Origin of the sequence: Streptomyces sp. L-9-10, assembly GCF_004151105.1 — a bacterium.
GTDB lineage: Bacteria > Actinomycetota > Actinomycetes > Streptomycetales > Streptomycetaceae > Streptomyces.
In genome coordinates, this window is record NZ_PHRF01000005.1 from 204,026 (window position 1) to 224,485 (window position 20,460).

The following is a 20,460-nucleotide window of genomic DNA, read 5'->3' on the forward strand; positions in this document are numbered from 1 at the left end:
ATCCCAGCCGCACACCCGGCCGCGGTATTCCCGCCCGCCCGCGACCGGTCACAACGGGCCCCGAATGGCCCAGCCTCAGCCGCTCGTGTCCTCCCCGGCTGTCCAGGCGGGACTCAGGCGCAGGTACCTGATGACGCGCCGGTGGTGGGTGAAGGCGACGTGCAGCGTCCCGTCGGAGGACCGGGCGATGGACGGGTAGGACAGTTCGCGGTTGAGGCCGTCCCGGGAGTTGTTGGTGAGGCAGTAGCCGTCGCCCGTCTCCAGATCGTGGCGCACCGGCCAGGAACGGCCGCCGTCCGACGAGAAGGAGAGCGTGAGCGGGGCACGCGGAGCGCCCCAGAAGGCGGCGCTGTCCGGAGGCGGCGGCGCGGTGTCGGTTCTTCCCGTGTCCCCCGGGGGCGCGGCCCCGCTCACACCGTCGTCGTCGATCTCGTCGTACAGCGACACCCGCCGCTCGGTGGCGTCGGCGGCGCTGCTGTGGTTGTGCGCCAGGGCGAGCCGGCCGTCGTCCAGCGGGACGTACTGGAGCGAGGAGTTGTTGTTGGGGACGGACAGCGGCTCCGGCGCCGTCCAGGACTCCCCGCCGTCCTCCGACCGGCAGCGGTACACATGGTCCGCCCGGCGGCTGCGGAACAGCGCGAGCGCCGAACCGTCCGCCAGGACATGGATGTTCATGTGCACCAGCCCGGTGGAGCCGGGCACCGGCCGCTCGTCCCAGGTCGCCCCCGCGTCGTCGCTGATCATGACCGAGCTGGTGTCCCGGCCGCCCGACCACCGCTCGCCCGGCGTGGTGACGCAGCGGAACACGGGCAGCAGCCAGCGCCCCGACGGCAGCACGGCGACCGGCTGGCGTACGAAGACCCCGCCCCCGGCCGTGGCCGGGAACAGGACGCGCGAGGGGCCCCAGGTCACGCCGTTGTCCCGGCTGATCCGTCGCCGCACCTCGGCCGTGTCCTGGTGGCCCGCGCGCTGCGCGGTGTGCAGCAGCCACAGCTCGCCGGAGGGCGCCGGGAACAGTACGGGGTTCTGCTCGGAACGGGTGGCGTCGTCGGAGAGCCGGACCGGTGCGGACCAGCCGGCGGCCTCCGGGGCGAGCCGGGAGAACCAGACGGAGATGTCCGCGACGCCTTCCTGCGTCCCGGCGAACCAGACGCAGCCCAGGTCCCCGCCGGGCAGCACGGTCAGGTTCGCGGCGTGGTTCTGCGCGGCGGGCGCGGCCAGCGAGGCTTCGGTACGGCCCGGTTCGCCGGGATGCGGGCGCAGGACACCGTCGGCGGCCGGGTTCGCCGGGGTCACCGGGCCTCTCCGGTGCCACGAGCGGCGGCGAGATGGCTGCCCGCGATCTGTGCCAGATGCGTCAGGTCACTGGAGACGGTGGCGAAGGTGAAGCCCTCCGCCAGCCGCCGGGCGGCACTGGCGCCGTCCGCGTTGTGGATCCCCGCGGCGATTCCGGCGGCGGCCGCCGTCTCGCGCACGGTGACGAGCGCGGCCTCGAACCGGTCGGCGACGGCGGGGTCGGTGGAGGTGGCGCCGCCGAGGGCGATCCGCAGATCGGACGGGCCGACATAGACGCCGTCGAGCCCCTCGGTCGCACAGATCTCCGCGACGTTGGCGAGGCCGTCCGCCGTCTCGATCATCGCGAGGACGACGGTCTGCTCATGCGCCTCGGCCGGGTCGGGCCCGATCCGCAGCCCGGAGCGCATCGGGCCGTAGGAGCGGCGGCCGAGCGGCGGGTAGCGTACGGCGGCCACCGCGTCGGCGGCGTCCTGGGCGGTGTCGATGAGCGGCACGATGACCCCGGCCGCCCCCGCGTCCAGCGCGCGGCCGATCGGCGCCGGGTCATTGGCCTCGGTGCGCACCAGCCCGACGGCGGTGCTCCCCTTGGTGTCGATGGCGGTGAGGGAGGCGAGCAGCCCCGCGTACTCGATCAGGCCGTGCTGGGCGTCCAGTGCCACATAGTCGTAGCCGAGGCGCGCGATGCGCTCCGTGGAGACGGGGGAGTCGAGGACGGACCAGTAGCCGATGAGCTGTTCGCGGGCGCGCAGGGCGGTGGCGAAGGCGGCGGGCGTACCGGACGGGGGGCGGGTCATGGAAGTCCCTTCGAGTGGGGCGGGATGGGCCGGCCCGGCGACGGGCCGGGTGGTCCGAGGGCCGGGGCGCCGGGGTGCGGCTCCCCGGGTCAGCGGTTGTACGCGGGCATCGGGCCGCGCAGCCCGGCGCCGACCTCGTCACAGGCCGCGGTCACCCCGGCGGGCAGCGGACCGGCCTGCGCGGCGGCGATGTTGGCCCGCAGATGCTCGGTGCGTGAGCCGCCGAGCAGCAGCGCGTCGGTGGAGGGCCGGTCGAGCAGCCAGCGCAGCGCCAGTTCGGTGAGCGGGATACCGGCCTCGTCCGCGATCCCGGTGAGGCGGCCGACCGCGGCGAACAGCCGCTCGTCCCAGTAGCGCTGCCGGTACATCGCGGCGAGCTTGGAGTCCCCGAACCGGCCCGATTCCGGGGTCCGTCCAAAGACGTGACGGCCCGTCAGGAGTCCGCCGCCGAGAGGGTTGTAGACCATGGTGCGCAGCCCCGTGACCGCCGCGTACTCGACGTACTCCTCCTCCAGCCGGCGCGCGAGCAGGTTGTGCAACTGCTGGGCGACCACGGGGCGCGGAGCCCCCGTCTCGCCCGCCGTACGGACGAGTTCGGCGATCTGCCAGGCCGCGTGGTTCGAGACCCCGAGCGCGAGGATCTTCCCCTCGGCGACGAACTCGGCGACGGCCGTGAGGGTTTCCGCGAGCGGTGTGGCGCGGTCGGGCTGGTGCAGATAGAAGAGATCGACATGGTCGGTGCCCAGCCGTCCGAGGCTGCCCTCCAGCGCGGCGCGCATTCCGGCGGCGGAGAGCGGCGCGTGCTCGCCCTGGTCCGGGTGGGGGATACCGGCCTTGGTGGCCAGGACGATCCGGTCGCGACGGCCCGGCAGCAGCCCGGCGAGGATACGTTCGCTCTCGCCGCCCGCGTACCCGTTGGCGGTGTCGACACCGGTGATGCCCGCGTCGAGCGCGGTGTCGAGCATGGCGGCGGCGCCCGCGCGGTCGACGGTGTCGCCGAAGGTCATGGTGCCCAGGACGAGCCGGGACAGCGGGACGGGGAACTGCGGCAGGTGGATGCCGTGGGTCACGAGCGGGTGCCTTCCGGTACGTGGGGGGCGGTGCGCGTCTCGGCCGCGATGCCGAGCAGGTGGCGGGGTTTCACGCCCCGGATCGCCGTGGGATCGAGGGCGGCGCGGCGCAGCGCCCGGGTGTAGGGCTCGGCCGGTGAGGCGAGCACGGCGCCGGTCGGGCCGCGCTCGACGATCCGGCCCGCGTTCATCACCAGTACCTCGTCGCTGATCTCCCGGACCACTCCGAGGTTGTGCGCGATGAAGAGATAGGCGATACCGGTCTCGGCCTGGAGTTCGCGCAGCAGACCGAGCACCTGGGCCTGGACGGAGACGTCGAGCGCGGAGGTCGCCTCGTCGCACACCAGCAGTTCCGGCCGGGAGGCGAGCGCGCGGGCGATCCCGATGCGCTGGCGCTGGCCCCCGGAGAACTCCGACGGCCTGCGGTGCAGGGCGGTGGCGGGCAGCCCCACCCGGTCGATCAGCCCGGCCGCGCGCCGCGCGCGCTCCGCCCTGTCCCCGACGCCCGAGAGGCGCAGTGGCTCGGCCACGATCTGCTGGGCGGTCAGATGCGGGTCGAGCGAACCGTACGGATCCTGGAAGACCATCTGCACGCGCCGCCGCAGCGGGCGCAGCCGCCGCTCGGCCAGCCCGGCGATATCCGTACCGTCGAGCACGATCCGGCCCGAGGTGGGCCTCAGCAGCCGTACGAGGGCGCGGGCGAGGGTGGACTTGCCGCACCCCGACTCGCCGACGACCGCGAGCGAGCCGCCGCGCTCCAGCTGGAAGCTCACCCGGTCGACCGCGCGGAACGGGCCCCGCGCGGTGGGGTATTCGACGACGAGGTCCTCGACGCTCAGGAACGGACCGGCGCCGGTGGTGTGCGTGCCGGTCATGGGCGTGCTTCCCCCGTCGTGGTCCGCGTGAGGGTGTCCTCGTCCCAGGCACCGAGCCGTGGTACGGCGGCCAGCAGGTCGCGGGTGTACGGTGCGGCCGGCCGGTCCACGATCTGTCCGGCGGATCCCGACTCCACGAATCTGCCCTCCCTCATGACATGGATACGGTCGGAGACGACCCGGGCCACCCCCAGATCGTGCGTGATCATCAGCATCCCGAGAGACTCCTGTTCCTGTAGTTCCATCAGCAGATCGAGCACGCTCGCCTGCACCGTGGCGTCCAGCGCCGAGGTGGGCTCGTCGGCGATCAGCAGCTCCGGTTCCCCGGCGAGCGCGACGGCGATCAGCATGCGTTGCAGCATGCCGCCGGAGAACTGGTGCGGATACGCCTTCCAGCGCGTCTCCGGTCTGGGGATACGGACCTGGGCCAGCAGGTCGGTCCCGCGTTCCCTGAGCGCGGCGCGGGACAGCCCCGGGTGCCGCAGCCGCAGTGCGTCGCCGAGCTGCCGGCCGATCGTATGGACCGGGCTGAGGGCCGTCATCGGGTCCTGCGGGATCAGCGACACGGTGCGTCCGCGTACCGCGCGGGCCGCGCCGGGGTCGGCGAGGACGTCCCGCCCGGCGATCCGTACGCTCCCCGACAGCACCGCGAGGCCCTCGGGCAGCAGCCGCAGCACGCCCATGGCGGTGGTGGACTTGCCGGATCCGGACTCGCCGATGAGTGTCACGGTCTCGCCCCTGCCGACGGTGAAACCCACTCCGTCCACGGCGCGGACCACCCCGTGCGCGGTGATGAGTTCGATCCGCAGGTCCTCGACGTCCAGCAAGGGAACATCCTTCGGTGGAGCGCCCTTCGTGCCCGGCGCCGGAGCGTCCTTCGTCGGAACATCCGTCATGGCTCAGGCTCCCTTCCCGACGCGTGCGGCGCGCGTGCCACGCGGCACCCGAGCCCCGCGCGGCGCCTTGGTCGTACCCGTACGGTCGCGCAGCCCGTCACCGAGCAGGTTGACGCCGACCACCAGCAGGGCGATGACCAGACCCGGCAGGGTGACCAGCCACCAGGAGGTGGTGATGTAGTCCTGGCCGTCGGAGATGATCCGGCCCCAGGTCGCGAACGGCCGCTGCGGTCCCGCGCCGAGGAAGCTCAGCGCGCTCTCCAGCAGTACGGCCTGGGCGAGCAGCAGCAGGACCACCAGGCTCGCCGGGCGGATCACATTGGGGATGACATGCCGGCCGAGGACCGACCAGCCGCGCAGCCCCAGGACCCGGGCGGCGGCGACATACGGTTTCTCCCGTTCCACGAGCACGAGCGAGCGGGTGAGCCGCGCCACCTCGGGCCACTGCGCGACCGCGATCACACAGGTGATGACGACGACCGAAGGACCGAACAGGGCGACCACGAGCAGCAGCATCATCAGCAGGGGCAGCGCGAGCTGGGCCTCCAGCAGCCGGGAGACGACCGCGTCGACCCAGCCGCCGAAGAATCCGGCCGCGGAGCCCGCCGCGACACCGATCAGTCCCGAGACGAGTACGGCGAGGATGCCGACCGTCAGTGAGACCTGGCCGCCGTGCAGCACACGGGAGAGCAGATCGCGGCCGAGCTGGTCGGTTCCGAACAGATGCCCCTCACTGAGCGGGGGCAGCCGGCGCCGCGACAGATCCTGCGCGTCGGCGCCCGGCAGCGGCAGCAGACCCGCGAGGGCGACCGGCAGCACGACGAGCGCGGTGCAGACGGCTCCCGCCCACAGTTTGAACCGGGCGCCACGCCGCTGCCGGGTGGCGGTGGCACGGGCGAGATCGCGGGCGGTGACGGCGCTCGGCCGGGCGCCGGAGGAGGCGGTCGCGCCGGCGGGCGGGATGCCCGGGGACGCGGCGGTACGCGGGGCGGTGGTCATGTCTCAGGCCGCCTTTCCGAGGCGCACCCGCGGATCGAGCAGCGGGTAGGCGAGGTCGACGAGGAGTTGGACGAGGATCGCGAGGGTCGCGGTGACCAGCACGGTGGCCTGGATCAGCGGGTAGTCCCGGGTCTCCAGCGCACGGACGACGAGCGAGCCGACGCCGGGCCAGCCGAAGACGACCTCGACCACGACCACGCCGTTGAGCAGCGCCGCGAACCGGGTACCGATGGCCGTGAGCAGCGGCACCCCCGAGTTGGGGAGGGCGTAGCGCCAGGTGAGGGTGCGTTCGGAGAAGCCGCGTGAGCGGGCGACGGTGAGGTACGGGGAGCCGAGCGCCGTGGTCATCTCGCGCCGTACCAGCCGTGAGATCAGGGCCAGTTGCAGGATGGCCACGGTGACCGTCGGCAGGACGAGACCGCTCCAGGAGGTGAATCCGGAGGCGGGCAGCACGGGAAGCAGCACGGCGAAGACGGTCAGCAGCATCACGCCGGTCCAGAAGTCCGGCATGGACTGCCCGGTGATGGTCAGCACATTCGCGCCCAGCTCGCGCTTCGAGTCGGCGCGGCGCGCCATCCACACACCGAGCGGTACGGCCACCACGGCGGTGACGGTGATCGCGGAGACGGCGAGCGTGATGGTGTACGGCATCCGGTCGAGCACCACGTCGAGGGCCGGGGCGTGGAAGGAGTAGCTGGTGCCCAGGTCTCCGGTGAGCAGATCGCGCAGGAAGATGCCGTACTGCGTGAACAGCGGCTGGTCCAGGCCGAACTGGGCACGGATACGGGCGAGATCGGCGGTGGTCGCGGTGGGGCCCGCGTAGGCTGCGGCAGGATCGCCGGGGGCGAGACGTACCAGCAGGAAGACGGTGGTCAGGGTGAGGAAGACGGTGAGCAGGCTCTGGCCGAGCCGTTTGGCGAGATACGTCGGCACGGCTCAGCCCTCCAGCCGTACGGCGGACAGGTCATAGGAGTTGATCGGGAGCAGCGACATGCCCCGGACGCGGGTTCTGCGGGCGAGCAGCGTCTTGGGCGCGAAGGCCCAGAGGCTGGGCCACGTCTCCCAGATGGCTTTCTGCACGGCGGCCAGCCGCTTGTTCCGCTCGGCGTCGTCCACCTCGGTGGAGGCGGCGGTGAGCTGCCGCTCCACGCGCGGGATCACGTACCCCATGAAGGCGTCGCGGGTACGCTCCTTCGCCGCTGTGCCCCCGTACATGCCCTGGAGTGTGGTGAGCGCCTGGCCGGTGGGGCTGCCGTAGCCGTTGCCGATGACATCCCAGTCGCCCGCCCGGCCCTGGCGCCAGGTGAGGATGTCGCCGCCGGGTTCGAACTGCTGGAGCGAGGCGCGTACGCCGACGGCCTTGAGCATGTCCAGGACGGCTTCCATGACGGAGGTGTCGGCGGCGAACTCCCCCGACTCCCAGATGATCCTGATCCGCAGATCCGTCGCGCCCAGCGACCTCAGCAGCGCGCGTGCCCTGCCGGGGTCGTATGTGTACGAGCCGGTGCGCACCGCGCCTTCGAGCGCGAGCGGCACCACCCCGCCGGCCTCTTCCGCCGAGCCGTTGAGCACGTCGTCGACCAGGGCGTCGCCGTCGATGGCGTACGTCAGCGCGCGCCGCACCCGCGGGTCGGCGAGCGGTGTGCCCCCGGGCTTGCGGAAGTTGTAGAACAGCTGGCACATCCGGACGCCGGAGGTCTCCTCGACCTCGACGCCTGGCAGGCCGGTGAGCTGCTCGGCCGAGTCCGGGGTGAGGGTGTCGACGACGTCGAGTTCGCCACTGCGCAGCGCGACGACCCTGCTGGACTCCTCCGGTACGAACCGGACCCGTACGGTCTCGATCCGCGGCCTGGCGCCCCAGTACCCCGGATTGCGGCCGAGGGTGTACTCGCCGGCGCCCGCGTTGGCCCTGAGGACGCGGTACGGCCCGGAGCCGAGTCCGGTCCGCAGTTCCTCGGGCCGGTTGGCTGCGGCGGGGGTGATGTGGATGTTGGCCATCAGCCGGTCCAGCACCGGCACGGGCTCGCGGGTGTGCAGCAGGAAGGTGCGGGGTCCGGTCTTCTCGACGGCGGGCAGCTCGGGGAAGAGACCGAGCAGGAAGGAACCGTTGACCTTCCCGTACATCCCGAGGGCCGTCGCGACGTCCTCGACGGTGACGGGGCTGCCGTCGGAGTAGCACACGCCGTCGCGCAGCCGTACGGTCCAGGCGGTGGGCCCGGCCATCTCGAACCGGTCGGCGAGGACCAGCTGCGGCTTCATCCCGGGACCGATACGGGTGAGCGCCTGCCGTACCGCGCGCTGCACGGTGACGGCGGCGTCGAACTGGTTGAGCTTGTTGTCCAGGCTCACCAGGGAGCGGTTCAGGCCGAGGGTGAGGGTGCCGGGGCCGGGGGCCCCGGTGGGGCCCGCGCAGGCGGCCAGCGGGCCGAGCGCCACGCCCGCGCCACCGGCGGCGCCCCAGCGCAGCAGGGTGCGGCGGCCGAAGCCCTCATGTGCGGGCTTCGGCGAGGGCTCACGCGAGGGAGCGTCGGGAGGAGCGCTCTGAGGAGTAGGGGTCATCGTCGACCTTCTCGGGTGCTGGGAAGCGACCGGCTCAAGCTGTCGCCGTCGGGCCCGGCGGACGCCGGGGCGTGATTCCCGGGGTCCGGTCTGTCCGGCGGCAACAGGTGTCGCGCCGCAAAAGGTGGCACGATTGCGTGTTCCGCGCAAGAGGTCTCGCGCACTTCGCGCAGCATGTGTCATCATCAGGCACCGAGGCAGCCCGCCGGGGCCGCCCGGAGGAGGTATCCGTGGTCATCAAGCCCCGCGGCGGGCGTGAACCGTGCCGCGTACTCGCGCTCGCGGACGATCTGTCCGGTGCGGCCGAGACGGCGGTGGCGCTGCGCCTCCCCGGCCGGATCGTGCTCGGCCCGGCGCCCGCGGCTCCCCCCGCCGAGGGGGAGGCGCTGGTCCTCGATCTCGACACCCGCCAGCTTCCCGCCGAGGAGGCCGCCCGTATCGTGCGCGAGGCCGTGCGCGGCGCCGCCGCCGGTACCGTACTCATCAAGAAGACGGACTCGCTGCTGCGCGGCAACCTCGCCGCCGAGGCCGCCGCGTACGCGGGGGGAGCGGCCGGACTGGTGATCGCCCCCGCCCTGCCGGTGGCCGGGCGCACCGTCCGCGACGGCGTCGTCCACCTGCGCGGCACCCCGCTGCACGCCACCGACGCCTGGCGGGCCGAGTCGCTGCCCGTACCGCCCTCGGTGGCCGCCGCCCTCGGCGACCTGCGGACGGCCGTCGTACCGCTCGCCGCCGTACGCTCCTCGCGAGCGGACCTCACGGGCCGGCTCCGCGACCTCATGGCGGCGGGACTGCGCCCCGTCTGCGACGCCGAGACGGACGCGGACCTGGACGCGGTGATCGCGGCCGCGCTCCCGCTGGGACCCGGCGTACGGCTCATGGGCACCGGCGGACTCGCCGCCGCGCTCGGCCGGGTGCTCGGCCCGGCCGGCGCTGACGTACCGTCACCGCGCGGGCCCCTTCCACCGGATCAGCCGTGTCCCCCCGGCCGGCCGCTGCTCGTCGTGGTCGGTACCGCGGAACCCGCCGCCGTTGCGCAGATCGCGCAACTCACCCGGGCCGGAGCCCGGCACACCGCTCTCCCGGCCGCTCTGCTCGCCGAGGCGGGTCCACCGCTCTCCTTCCCCGTCGACCCGCACGGCATCACCGTCGTCAGTGTCGACAACTCCCGTGGCATCCTCACCGGTTCGGCCCGTCGTGTGGTGGCGGGGCTCGCCCGTGCCGTCGCCGCCGTGCCCCACCCCGCCGATCTCGTCCTCACCGGGGGCGAGACCGCGCGGCGCGTCCTGGACACGCTCGGTGTCACCCGGCTCCATCCGGCGGGAGAGATCCACCACGGAGCCGTGCACTGCCGCACCGACGACGGCCGCTCCGTCGTCACCCGCCCCGGAAGCTACGGCGACACCGGGTCCCTGCTGCGGATCGCCCGCGCCCTGCGGCCGGTTCACCCCGCCGTACCGGGCGATGGCCCCGCCGTACGGGGTGATCGGCCCGCCGTACCGGGCGTGGGGTCCGTCGCGCCCGTCCCCCCACCGTCCGTGTCATCCGCACCGCAAGGAGAAGTCCTGTGAACGCAGCCCCGACGACCGCCCCCGTGGAGGCCCCCGTGCAGACAGAGACGGCCGCAGCGCCGCTCCCGATCATCGCGGTCACCATGGGCGACGGCGCCGGTATCGGCCCCGAGGTGATCGTCCCCGCGCTGCTCCACGCCGACACCGCGCGCCGCTGCCGCCCCGTCGTCATCGGGGACGCGGAACGCCTGCGCCAGGCGGCCCGGATCCTCGGCGTCTCCTGCGAGATCGTCTCCGTCGGGACCCCGGCCGACGCCGTGTTCCGCGCCGGCCGCGTCAATGTCGTCGACCTCGGACTGCTCCCCGCGGACCTGCCGTGGGGACAGCTGTCCGCGGTCGCGGGCGACGCCGCGTACCAGTACGTACGGGTCGCCGCCGAACTCGCCGTGCGCGGCGACGTACAGGGCATCTGCACCGCCCCGCTCAACAAGGAGGCCCTGCACGCGGGCGGCCATCTCTACCCCGGACACACCGAACTCCTCGCTCATCTCACCGGGGTCGAGGAGGTGTCGATGATGCTGTCCACCCCCAAGGTGAAGGTCATTCATGTCACCACCCACATCGGATTGATCGACGCCGTACGCCGGATCGAACCCGGACTCGTCGAGCGGACCGTGCGCCGCGGCCACGAGGCGATGGTGCGGGCCGGGGTCGCGAAGCCCGTCATCGGGGTGTGCGGCATCAACCCGCACGCGGGCGAGAACGGCCTGTTCGGCTACGGCGAGGAGGAGGAGAAGATCGTCCCGGCCATCGAGGTGCTGCGCGCCGACGGCATCGACGCGGTCGGGCCGCTCCCCGCCGACACCGCCTTCTTCCTCGCCGCGCGCGGCGACTACGACCTGATCGTCGCCATGTACCACGACCAGGGCCACGGCCCCGTCAAGGTCATGGGCATCGAAGCCGGCGTCAACCTCACCGTGGGACTGCCGGTGATCCGTACCTCCGTCGACCACGGCACCGCCTTCGACATCGCGGGTACGGGCCGTGCCGAGGCCGGTAGCATGGTCGAGGCCCTGCGCCAGGCCGCCGAGATGTCCACCACTCCGGCCCGTTGACCACCCGATCGTCCGTACCGGAGGACAGAGGACTGATGTCTGCGATCGGATCGAAGGCCCGGCGCGATCGAATCGTCCATCTCGCCACGACCACCGGACTGGCCAGTGTGGAGGAGCTGTCCCAGCTGTTCGGGGTCACGGCCTCCACCATCCGGCGCGATCTCGCGAAGCTGACCTCGGACGGACAGCTCGCCCGTACCTACGGCGGTGCCATGGCGCTGGCCGCCCATCCCGAGGCGTCGCTGCGGCAGCGCACGGGCGAGGCGTTCGAGGCCAAGCAGGCGATCGCGCGCTGGGCGGCGGCGGAGGTACGGCCGGGGGAGTCGCTGCTGCTGGACGCGGGATCGACCGTGGGGGCGCTCGCCCACGAACTGCGCACGGCGAAGGATGTCACCGTCGCGACCACGGGCCTGACGGCCCTTCAGGAGCTGGCGGACGTCGAGTCCGTCCATGTCGAATGCCTCGGCGGAACGCTGCGCCCGCTCAGCCAGGGCTTCGTGGGACCGCTCACCGAAGCGGCCCTGGAGCGCCTCACGTTCGACCGGCTCTTCCTGGGCACGGACGGCGTCTCGGCGGAGTACGGCATCTGCGAGGCCGACCTGCGCCAGACGCGCCTCAAGGAGCTCATGGCCCGGCGCGCCGAGCGCGTGTACGTCCTGGCCCACGCGGCGAAGCTGGGCCGCCGGCCGTTCCACACCTGGACGCCGCTCCGGCCCGACTGGACGCTGGTGACCGACGACGGGGCGGACCCCCGCGTCGTCGAGGGGCTCCGCGCGCGCGGAGTCACGGTCGTCCTGACGGAAGCGGAGCACGCGGACACGGCGGGCTGACCCGCGCGGGGATGGTGCCGGGGAGGTCCCGCGGAGCGCGCTCCGCGGGACCTCCCCCTTTGCGTGTGTGCCCCTTTGTGTGTGTTCGCGGCGGCGGGCCGTATTCACACTCAATAAGTGCTTCTTTCCGGTTGGTTCGCCGTCCGGGAATACCGGCGCGCCGGAGGGTCGACTTTCCATGGGCGAGTTACTAGGATGCCCAACAAGTTCTGGGCTTCGGCATTGTTTTGGAAGCCACCGCACGTGCACCGCCGAGCCTATTCATCTGTTGGTAAAGCAACGTTAATTTCCTTTGGAACAGCGGTACGTATCACTCCGCTGAGCTGGCCCTCGTCGATGGTGGCGGAGCAACTCAGCAGCGTGGCTACGGGGGAGTAGGAAATCAGTGGGGCCTGGCAGAGGTCTGTACCAACGAAAAACGCACACCCTTTCCGTCCATGGATGCCCTGATGTCGTGCGGTGCCCGGGATTCGGCACTTTCATGCGTCACGGACGCTACTGATTCGGGGGCAGAGGTCGCGTGCGTTTTCAGCTTTTGGGTCCTTTGAGTATTGCCGAGGGCCATGACGTTGTTGTTCTTAAACCGTCCAAACCGTCCAGCCTGCTGGCGGCTCTCCTCATTCACCCGGGATCCGTGGTGTCCACCGGCTATCTGCTGCGCGCCCTGTGGGACGAGGACCAGCCGGCCACGGCCAGGGCCGCGCTCCAGAGCTGTGTCCTCAGGCTGCGCCGGATCTTCGTCAAGTACGGAGTCACCCGCAATGTCATCGAGGCGGTACCCGGCGGCTACCGGATGAACACCGACGCCGAGACACTCGACCTGGTGCGGTTCCGTGCGCTGGTACGGGCGGCGGACGCCGCCGACGACGCCGAGGGGGAGCTGTACCGGCTCAAGGAGGCGCTCACGCTCTGGCAGGGGCCCCTGCTGGCGAACGTGCCCTCCCCGATGCTGCACCGCGACGAGGTGCCGGGACTGACCGAGGAGCGGCTGCGTACGCTCGAACGGGCCTGTGACATCGAGCTCGCGCTGGGCCGATGTCGTCAGGTACTGGTCGACCTCTGGGAGGCCGCTCGCCGGCACCCCGGGCGGGAACGGTTCTCCGAACAGCTCATCGAGGCCCTCTACCGCACCGGCCGGCAGTCGGAGGCGCTCTCCGAGTACCGCAGTGTGAAAGGCCGGCTGAAAGAAGAACTGGGCGTCGATCCCGGCCCGTCGCTCCAGCGGCTCGAACTGTCGATCCTCCGCGGAGACGACCTCGGTCCGCCCGCACTCGATCCGGCGCTCGACCGGACGCCGCTCCCCGGCGGCCGTACGGCGGTGGCTCTCGCCCCGCGCACCGAGCCCCTGGCGATCGCCGCCCCCGCTCAGATCCCCGCTCCGGCTCCCGCTCCCGCACCGTCCGCACCGCTCACACCCGCCGTACGGCCGGTGCCGCCGGTGCCGTCCTTCACCGGCCGTACCGCCGAGCGGGCGGCGATCACCGCCCGCCTCACCGCGGGATCCCCGGACACCACCGTCGTGGTCCTCTCCGGAGCCCCGGGCATCGGAAAGACGGCGCTGGCCCAGCAGGCCGCCCATGACACCCAGGACAGCTTCCCCGGCGGTGTGTTCATCCTCGCCATGACGCGTGAGGACGGCTCCCCCGTCACCCCGGCCGAGGCGCTGGCGCACCTGCCGCAGCCCGGAACCGCCGACGGCGCGACGCTGCTCGTCCTCGACGATGTGACCAGCCCCGACCAGGTCCGCCCGCTTCTCCCGGCCGGGCCGGGCAGCGCCGCACTCGTCACCAGCAGACGCGGTCTCGCCGGACTGATGGCCACCCACGGCGGCAGTGTGCACCGGCTGTCCACCCTCGACCCGGCGGAATCCCGGCAACTGCTGGCCGCCGTTCTCGGCCCGGAACGCGTGGCGGCGGAACCGGCCGCCGCGGGCGAACTCGCCCGTATCTGCGGCCACTTCCCGCTCAGCCTGCGGATCGCCGCCGCCCGGCTGCTCACCCGCCCCGGACTGCGCGTCGAGGACTGCGCGGCCTGGCTGGCGGAGGACCTGCCTGCCAGGCTCTCCCTCGCCGACGACCCGCGGCTGTCCGTACCGCAGGTCTTCGGCGGCGCGCTGCGCCGCCTGGAGCCGCGCTGGCGGGAAGCCTTCCACCGGCTCGGCGACCACGAGGGGCTGCTGCTCTCCTCCCACGCGCTCGGTGACTCGCCCGAGGCGGAAGAGGCACTGGAGCGGCTCGCCGACGCGGGTCTGCTCGAAGAAGGGCCTCCCGGCCCCTACCGCATCCATCGACTGCTGAAAATCTACGCGCGTCGGCAGGCGCGCGAGAGGCACAACAGCCAGGCGGCGACAGCACGCCACTGACGGGCGACGCCCGAACTCCACCACGATCAGGCCACCTTGACCAAGCATCCAGGGGTGTCATTCTCATGGGCTCAGCGATCTACGCGACCGTTGCCTCGACCCGCCCGCGCATCCGCCGCGACGTGCTCTTCACCGAAACACCGGAGGGGGTGCTCTTCCACAACGCCGACGGCGGCTTCCAGCTGACGGCCAAGTCCGCCTACCGGTTCGCCACACTGATCGTGCCGCATCTCACCGGCGAACACTCGGTCTCCGAGATCTGCCAGGGCCTCGGCGACCAGCAGCGCTCCATGGTCGGCGAGCTGGTGAACAGCCTGTACGAACGGGACTTCGCCCGGCCGGTCCCGGCGACCGCGAACGAGCCGCACGGCACACCGCCCGACGTGGCCCGGCGCTTCGCCCCGCAGATCGCCTACGTCGACCACTACTCCGATGATGCGGAGCGCCGCTTCGACCGCTTCCGTACGGCGCGGGTGGCCGTGCTCGGCGACGACCTCGTGGCCCGCTGGTGCGTCCTCAGCCTGATCCGCAACGGCTGCGCGACCATCGGCGTGCAGCAGGGACTCGGCGCCGACAGCATCGCGGCCATCGAGTCCGAGGCGCGGGAGGCGGCGTCCGACGGCTGCCCCGTGGACCTGCGGCGGATCGCGGCGGACGACCCCCGGCAGCCCCTGGGCTGGGCGGACCTCGCGTCGTACGACCTCGTGGTGGTCACCGGGGGCCCCGCGGCCCCGCGGCGGCTGTTCCCGCTGCTCCGGGCCGGCGTGCCCGAGGGCCGTACACTCCTGCCGGCCTGGTCCTACGGCCAGTTCGCCGTGGTGGGACCGCTGATGACGCCCGACACGGCCGGCTGCTGGTCCTGCGCGGTGCTGCGGATCGGTTCCCACGACGGGGCAGCGGCGGCGGCGGACATCTGGAGCGGTCTGGCGCTGCCCGGTTCCGTACCGTCCGGTGACCTCCCGAGCCGCCCCCTGGCGGCGATGATCGGCAATCTGCTCGGCTACGAGATCTTCCGTATCACCACCGGCGCACTGCCGGCGGAGACCGCGGGCCAACTCGTCATCCAGGACATGAAGTCCCTCGATGTCACGGCCGAACCCCTGCTGCCCCACCCGCGCTGCCCGTTCTGCGCCGGGACGGCGGAGGCCGGCGCCCCGGCAGGCTCCCTGGATCTGACCGTGGACGTCCCCCTGGATGGTGTGCCGGATCTCCCGGTGGACCTCACGGCGGCCGGCAGCGGCACCCCTCCGATGCCGACGGTCGACACGGCCCGGGAGGCCGACGCACTGGTGGAGGAGCTGAACCGCCGCTCGGTGCTGGTCCGGCCGCTGGCCGGAGTCTTCGGCCGGTTCGCGGACGAGCCGCTCACGCAGATACCGCTCAAGGCGACCCTCATCGAGTTCGGCACCGGCCACGGCGCCTCGCGTCGTATCGCGGCCTTCGACGTGCACCATGTCGCGGGGGCACGACTGCGGGCGCTGAACGCGGCGGCCGGGGTCTACGCGGAGCATGTCGTGCCCACCGCAGGTGTTCTGACGGAAAGTCAGGTCGAGAGTCGGGCCGGGACACTCGGCGCGGGCGTGCGTGCGCTGGAGCCCGCCGCGCTGACGCTCTTCGGCGGTGCGGGCACGGGTACGGGCGCGGCCGCCGGCGGTGAGCGGGTGACCGCCTGGACCCGGGCCGTCTCGCTGCTCACCAAGGAGCGGATCCTCGTACCGGCCGCGGCCGTACGCACCTTCGGCCCCCACAACGCGGACCGGCTGTTCGAGCCGACGCGCGCCGGGACCGGAGCCGGCGCCACGGCGGCGGACGCCGCCGCCGACGGTCTGCTCTCCGCCCTCGCCCATGACGCGCTGTGCCGCACCCTGCGGGGCGGTACGGCCGGCAGGGTGCCGCTGGAGCCGCTCGCGGAAGGCGAGGGGGCGGATGCCGAACTCACCTTCCTCATCCGGTCCGCGGCCGTCCTCGACATCGAGCTCGACCTGCTCGACCTGGGCGAGAGCGACCGCTCGGGGGCGCATGTGCTGCTCGCGCGGGGAGCCGGACACTGGGCCGCCGGCAGCGACCTCCACGCGCGGCGCGCCGCGGTCGCCGCGCTGCGCGATCTGATCGGACAGGTGCAGCTGGGCCGGGAGGAGACGGCCGCGCCGTTCGACCTCGGCGACCCGCTGCTCCGTGACCTCGACGCGACGACCCTGCACGCCACGGACACCGAGGCGACCGGGGCCGTCGCCTCCCGCGCGGTGACCGACTGGTCCGAGGTGCTCGACCGGCTCCGGGCGGCGGGACGCGACGCCCTGATGGTGGACACCGGCTCCGCGGATCTGGCCGGCGCGGGCATCAGAACCGCCCGCGTGCTCCTCACCGCGGAGGCATCCCGTGGCGCCTAGCACACTCGATGTCCGCCCGGCGGAGGACCTGCTGCGTCAGGCCCTCGGGCGGCTCGGCGGGCCCGAGGTGAACGTCGGTGCGCTCGGTACGCGCGACGCGTTCGCCCCCGACCAGGACACCACGGGCCGGGAGGCGGCCGACCGGACGACCGGGCGGGCCGCCGCCGGGCAGCACACCGACACGCCGGTCCCCGTCCGGCTGTACGGCGCGCACGCCGTCATCGGGCCCGTGCCCGGTGCCGACGGCGCGCCGGCCCCGGCCTGCTCCCACTGCCTGGCCCGCCGCTGGCAGGCCGTACGGTCCGTGGCGCTGCGCGACGCCCTCGAACTGGGCGGCGAGACCCGGGCGGCGGGGGAGTGGCCCTACGCCACACCGTTCGCGACGGACGCCGTGGCCGCGCTCGTCACCGCACTGCGCGAACTGCCGCCCGCCCCCGGGGGCCCGTTCCCCGAGATCCGGCTGGTGGACCTGCGGACCCTGACCGTCCGGCACTACCCGCTCGTGCCCGACCCCGAATGCCCGCGCTGCGCCACGCCCCGTACCGATACCGCCGAGGACGCCCGGATCACCCTCCGTCCCGCCCCCAAACACCGTCCCGGCTCCTTCCGGCTGCGGCCCATCGAGGCGTACGACATCGACGTCGCCGCGTTCGCCAACCCGGTGTGCGGCGCGCTCGGGCCGTCCGTGGTCCATGACGTCTCCTCCACCTCCACCTCCGCGACCATCGGCTGCTTCTCGATGCGCTCCGGCGAGTATCTGCGCGAGACGTTCTGGGGCGGCCACGCCGACTCCTTCGGCCACAGCAACCGGATCGGTGTGCTCGAAGGCATGGAGCGCTACGCCGGGATGCGCGCGCGCTCGCGGATCACCAGCGTCACCGGAACGCTCGACCGGTTCGGCGCCGAGGCCGTCGACCCCCGTGAAGTCGGCCTGTACGCACCGGACTTCTACCGGGCCAACCCACGGGTACGCCCGTTCGCGCCCGACCGGGAGATCCCCTGGGTATGGGGCTACTCCCTGCGGGACGAGCAGCCGCGGCTGGTCCCCGAGGTGCTGACGTACTATCACGCCCCCGGCCTGGAGAACCGGTTCGTACAGGAGAGCTCCAACGGCTGTGCCTCCGGCGGCTGTCTGGAAGAGGCGATCTACTTCGGGCTGATGGAGGTCATCGAGCGCGACGCCTTCCTTCTCGCCTGGTACGGGCGGCAGCCGCTGCCCGAGATCGACCCGGCCACCAGCACCCGCGCCTCCACCCGGCACATGGTCGACCGGCTGGCCATGTACGGCTACCGGGCACGGTTCTTCGACACCCGGATCACCTTCCCGGTCCCGGTGGTCACCGCCGTGGCCGAGCGTTTCGACGGCGGGACCGGCCGGATGTGCTTCGGCGCGGGCGCCGGGCTCGACCCCGAGTCCGCGCTCGACTCGGCGCTCTGCGAGATCGCGACCGACGCCGTGAACCTGCGGGACCGTACCGAGCGCGACGGGCCCCGGTTGCGCGCCATGGCCGGAGACTTCGACCGGGTGACGGCGCTGCACGACCATCCCCTGGTGTACGGCGTGCCGGAGATGGGCGAGCACGCCGGCTTCCTGCTGGACCCGGACAGTCCGCACCGGCGCGGAGTCGCCCCCGAACCCCCCTGTGCCGTCCATGAGTTGCGCTGGCCGGACCTCTCCGGCGCCATGGCCGCCGAGGATCTCCGCGAGGATCTGCGGCGCTGTGTCGACGCGGTGACCGGAGCCGGCTTCGACGTGGTGGTGGTCGACCAGACCATGCCCGAACAGCGCACGCTCGGGCTGCACACCGTCAGCGTGCTCGTTCCGGGGCTGCTGCCGATCGACTTCGGCTGGTCGCGGCAGCGCGCCCGCACCATGCCCCGGCTGCGCACCGCCCTGCGTACGGCGGGACTGCGCGACCACGATCTGGGACCGGACGACATCAACCCGGCCCCGCACCCCTTCCCGTGATCCACCGTCCGGCGCCTGAGCCCGTCGAGCACCGAACCGTCGAGCACCGAACCGTCGAGCACCGAACCGTCCAGTACCGAACCGTCCAGCACAGCACCGTCCAGCAGAGAGGAGGGTCCCGTGGGCTACGCCCATGACTATGCGGCCGCGATCATGCAGCGCGGCCGGATCCCGATGGAGCCCGCCGATTTCGTCCCCGACTGGGCGGATCGGCCGAGGAAGGCGAAGTTCTACCCCGGCGTCGAGTCCTTCCCGCTGCCGGACACGGACTTTCCCGAGGGGGCGACCGTGGCGGCCGGCTGTCTGCCTGCCGAAGCGGGCGACGCACAGCGGCCGTTCACCCTGGGCTCGCTCTCCGGGATGCTGCGCGACTCCTACGGTCTGACCGGACGCCGGCTCGGTGTCCAGACCAACACCGACCTCGCCGCGCTGCCGCACTACACCCAGGCCAACTGGTCCCGTGGCACGGCCTCCGGCGGCGGTCTCTACCCGGTCAGCGTCTACTGGGTCTCCGGCCCCAGCGGACCGCGCACCCCGGGCGTTCACTACTACTCGGCCCCGCACCACGCCATGCAGCGGCTGCTCGCGGGCGATGTGACCGGTGAGGTGCGGGCGGCGCTCGGCGAGGGGGCGCCGGGAGCGGACCGCGACCAGTTCCTGGTCCTGGGCATCAAGTACTGGCAGAACGCGTTCAAGTACAACAGTTTCTCCTTCCACGCGGTGAGCATGGATCTCGGGGCGATCGTCGGGACCTGGCGTATCTGGGCCCGCGCGCAGGGGCTGAGTGTCGAACCCGCGCTGTGGTTCGACGAGGAGAGGCTGAGCCACGTGCTGGGTGTGCCCCATGAGGAGGAAGGCATCTTCGCCGTCGTCCCGCTGGCCTGGGAGGGCGCCGAGCCCACCGCCGGGCTCTCCACCGCCGCTCTCCCCGACGTCCCCGCCGTCCGGCACACCGACGTCGAACGCTCCCGTACGGTCCTGCGCTTCGAGACGCTCCAGCGGATCCACGCGGCGACGGCGGAAGCCGCGACCGACCGCCCGGAGCCGGGTGCGCTCGGCCCGGCGGCCGCCATCCCGCCCAGCGGAACGGGCACACCCGTCGTGCTGCCGGAGCCCGAGCTGCCGACGGTGAGTGTGCGCGACGCCCTGCGGGAGCGGCGCAGCAGCTTCGGGCGCTTCGACGCGTCGCGTCCGGTCACGGCCGCGCAGCTGGCGGCCACCCTCGACGCGTGCGTCACGGCTTCGCTCGGCGGCGACACAGAACAGCCCGGCGAGCCGGGCGCCGCCGCGCCGGGCCTGGTCACGCTGTACGCGTTCGTCAACCACGTCGAGGGAGTGGCGCCCGGCGCGTACGCCTACGATCCCGTCGAACACGCCCTGCGCCCGGTGGTGACGGGCCCGCCGGGACCGTTCCTCCAGCGCAACTACTTCCTCTCCAACTACAACCTGGAGCAGGCCGGTGTGGTGATCGTCCCCACCATCCGCACCGCCGCCGTCCTGGACGCGGTGGGGGACCGTGGCTACCGGCTGGTGAACGGCACGATCGGGGCCGTCGCGCAGACCTTCTACACCGTGGCCTCCGCCCTCGGGCTCGGTGCGGGCGTCGCCCTCGGCTTCGACAACATCTCGTACATCGAGGAGCTGGGTCTCGAACGCACCGGCGAGAAGCCCCTGTTGATCATGCTGCTCGGCAATGAGCGGCCACGGCCCGCCGACTTCCGCTACGAGATCGGCTGACCGGGATGGGGGAACGACCGATGAGACCGGACACGCACACCGCACCCGGCACGCACG

15 protein-coding genes are annotated in these 20,460 nt (G+C 72.7%); 7 read left to right on the top strand and 8 right to left on the bottom strand.

Features of this window, described 5'->3' with window-relative positions; translation table 11 throughout:
- Positions 1-75 precede the first annotated feature (75 nt).
- The 8 genes from CU044_RS00950 to CU044_RS00985 all read right to left on the bottom strand — a co-directional run bounded on the left by CU044_RS00950 (position 76) and on the right by CU044_RS00985 (position 8,489).
- Positions 76-1,296, bottom strand: coding sequence for an exo-alpha-sialidase (locus tag CU044_RS00950; RefSeq protein WP_129766418.1), 1,221 nt, complete (start codon positions 1,294-1,296; stop codon positions 76-78).
- On the bottom strand, positions 1,293-2,090 hold the full coding sequence (locus tag CU044_RS00955; RefSeq protein WP_129766419.1) for an aldolase/citrate lyase family protein: 798 nt from the start codon (positions 2,088-2,090) through the stop codon (positions 1,293-1,295). Before CU044_RS00955 ends, CU044_RS00950 begins: the two co-directional genes overlap by 4 nt.
- Before the next feature lie 89 nt (positions 2,091-2,179).
- Positions 2,180-3,160: an aldo/keto reductase gene (locus CU044_RS00960; RefSeq protein WP_205124040.1), complete on the bottom strand. Its 981-nt coding sequence runs from the start codon at positions 3,158-3,160 to the stop codon at positions 2,180-2,182.
- A complete protein-coding gene (locus CU044_RS00965) occupies positions 3,157-4,035 on the bottom strand; it encodes an ABC transporter ATP-binding protein (RefSeq protein ID WP_129766420.1) in 879 nt (292 codons plus the stop codon). The genes CU044_RS00960 and CU044_RS00965 overlap by 4 nt, the downstream gene beginning before the upstream one ends.
- Positions 4,032-4,931, bottom strand: a complete 900-nt coding sequence (locus CU044_RS00970) for an ABC transporter ATP-binding protein (protein WP_129766421.1) — start codon at positions 4,929-4,931, stop codon at positions 4,032-4,034. Before CU044_RS00970 ends, CU044_RS00965 begins: the two co-directional genes overlap by 4 nt.
- Before the next feature lie 3 nt (positions 4,932-4,934).
- A complete protein-coding gene (locus tag CU044_RS00975; RefSeq protein WP_129766422.1) occupies positions 4,935-5,930 on the bottom strand; it encodes an ABC transporter permease in 996 nt (331 codons plus the stop codon).
- Positions 5,931-5,933: 3 nt separating this feature from the next.
- On the bottom strand, positions 5,934-6,863 hold the full coding sequence (locus CU044_RS00980) for an ABC transporter permease (RefSeq protein ID WP_129766423.1): 930 nt from the start codon (positions 6,861-6,863) through the stop codon (positions 5,934-5,936).
- Positions 6,864-6,866: 3 nt separating this feature from the next.
- Positions 6,867-8,489, bottom strand: a complete 1,623-nt coding sequence (locus tag CU044_RS00985; RefSeq protein ID WP_129766424.1) for an ABC transporter substrate-binding protein — start codon at positions 8,487-8,489, stop codon at positions 6,867-6,869.
- A 230-nt stretch (positions 8,490-8,719) separates the two neighbouring features.
- Between CU044_RS00985 and CU044_RS00990 the strand changes: the two genes are divergently transcribed.
- From CU044_RS00990 to CU044_RS01020, 7 genes are all read left to right on the top strand, one after another.
- On the top strand, positions 8,720-10,060 hold the full coding sequence (locus tag CU044_RS00990) for a four-carbon acid sugar kinase family protein (protein WP_240045252.1): 1,341 nt from the start codon (positions 8,720-8,722) through the stop codon (positions 10,058-10,060).
- Positions 10,057-11,115, top strand: coding sequence for a 4-hydroxythreonine-4-phosphate dehydrogenase PdxA (gene pdxA / locus CU044_RS00995; RefSeq protein ID WP_240045253.1), 1,059 nt, complete (start codon positions 10,057-10,059; stop codon positions 11,113-11,115). Before CU044_RS00990 ends, pdxA begins: the two co-directional genes overlap by 4 nt.
- A 35-nt stretch (positions 11,116-11,150) precedes the next feature.
- A complete protein-coding gene (locus tag CU044_RS01000) occupies positions 11,151-11,945 on the top strand; it encodes a DeoR/GlpR family DNA-binding transcription regulator (protein WP_129766425.1) in 795 nt (264 codons plus the stop codon).
- 520 nt (positions 11,946-12,465) lie between these two features.
- Complete coding sequence (locus CU044_RS01005; protein ID WP_129766426.1) at positions 12,466-14,307, top strand: AfsR/SARP family transcriptional regulator; 1,842 nt, start codon at positions 12,466-12,468, stop codon at positions 14,305-14,307.
- Between the two features lie 65 nt (positions 14,308-14,372).
- Positions 14,373-16,697, top strand: coding sequence for a TOMM precursor leader peptide-binding protein (locus CU044_RS01010; RefSeq protein WP_129766427.1), 2,325 nt, complete (start codon positions 14,373-14,375; stop codon positions 16,695-16,697).
- Positions 16,687-18,666 (top strand): TOMM precursor leader peptide-binding protein, encoded by a 1,980-nt coding sequence (locus tag CU044_RS01015; RefSeq protein ID WP_129766428.1) that lies wholly within the window; start codon positions 16,687-16,689, stop codon positions 18,664-18,666. The genes CU044_RS01010 and CU044_RS01015 overlap by 11 nt, the downstream gene beginning before the upstream one ends.
- Before the next feature lie 120 nt (positions 18,667-18,786).
- Positions 18,787-20,403, top strand: a complete 1,617-nt coding sequence (locus tag CU044_RS01020) for a nitroreductase family protein (protein ID WP_129766429.1) — start codon at positions 18,787-18,789, stop codon at positions 20,401-20,403.
- The last annotated feature ends 57 nt before the right edge of the window (positions 20,404-20,460 follow it).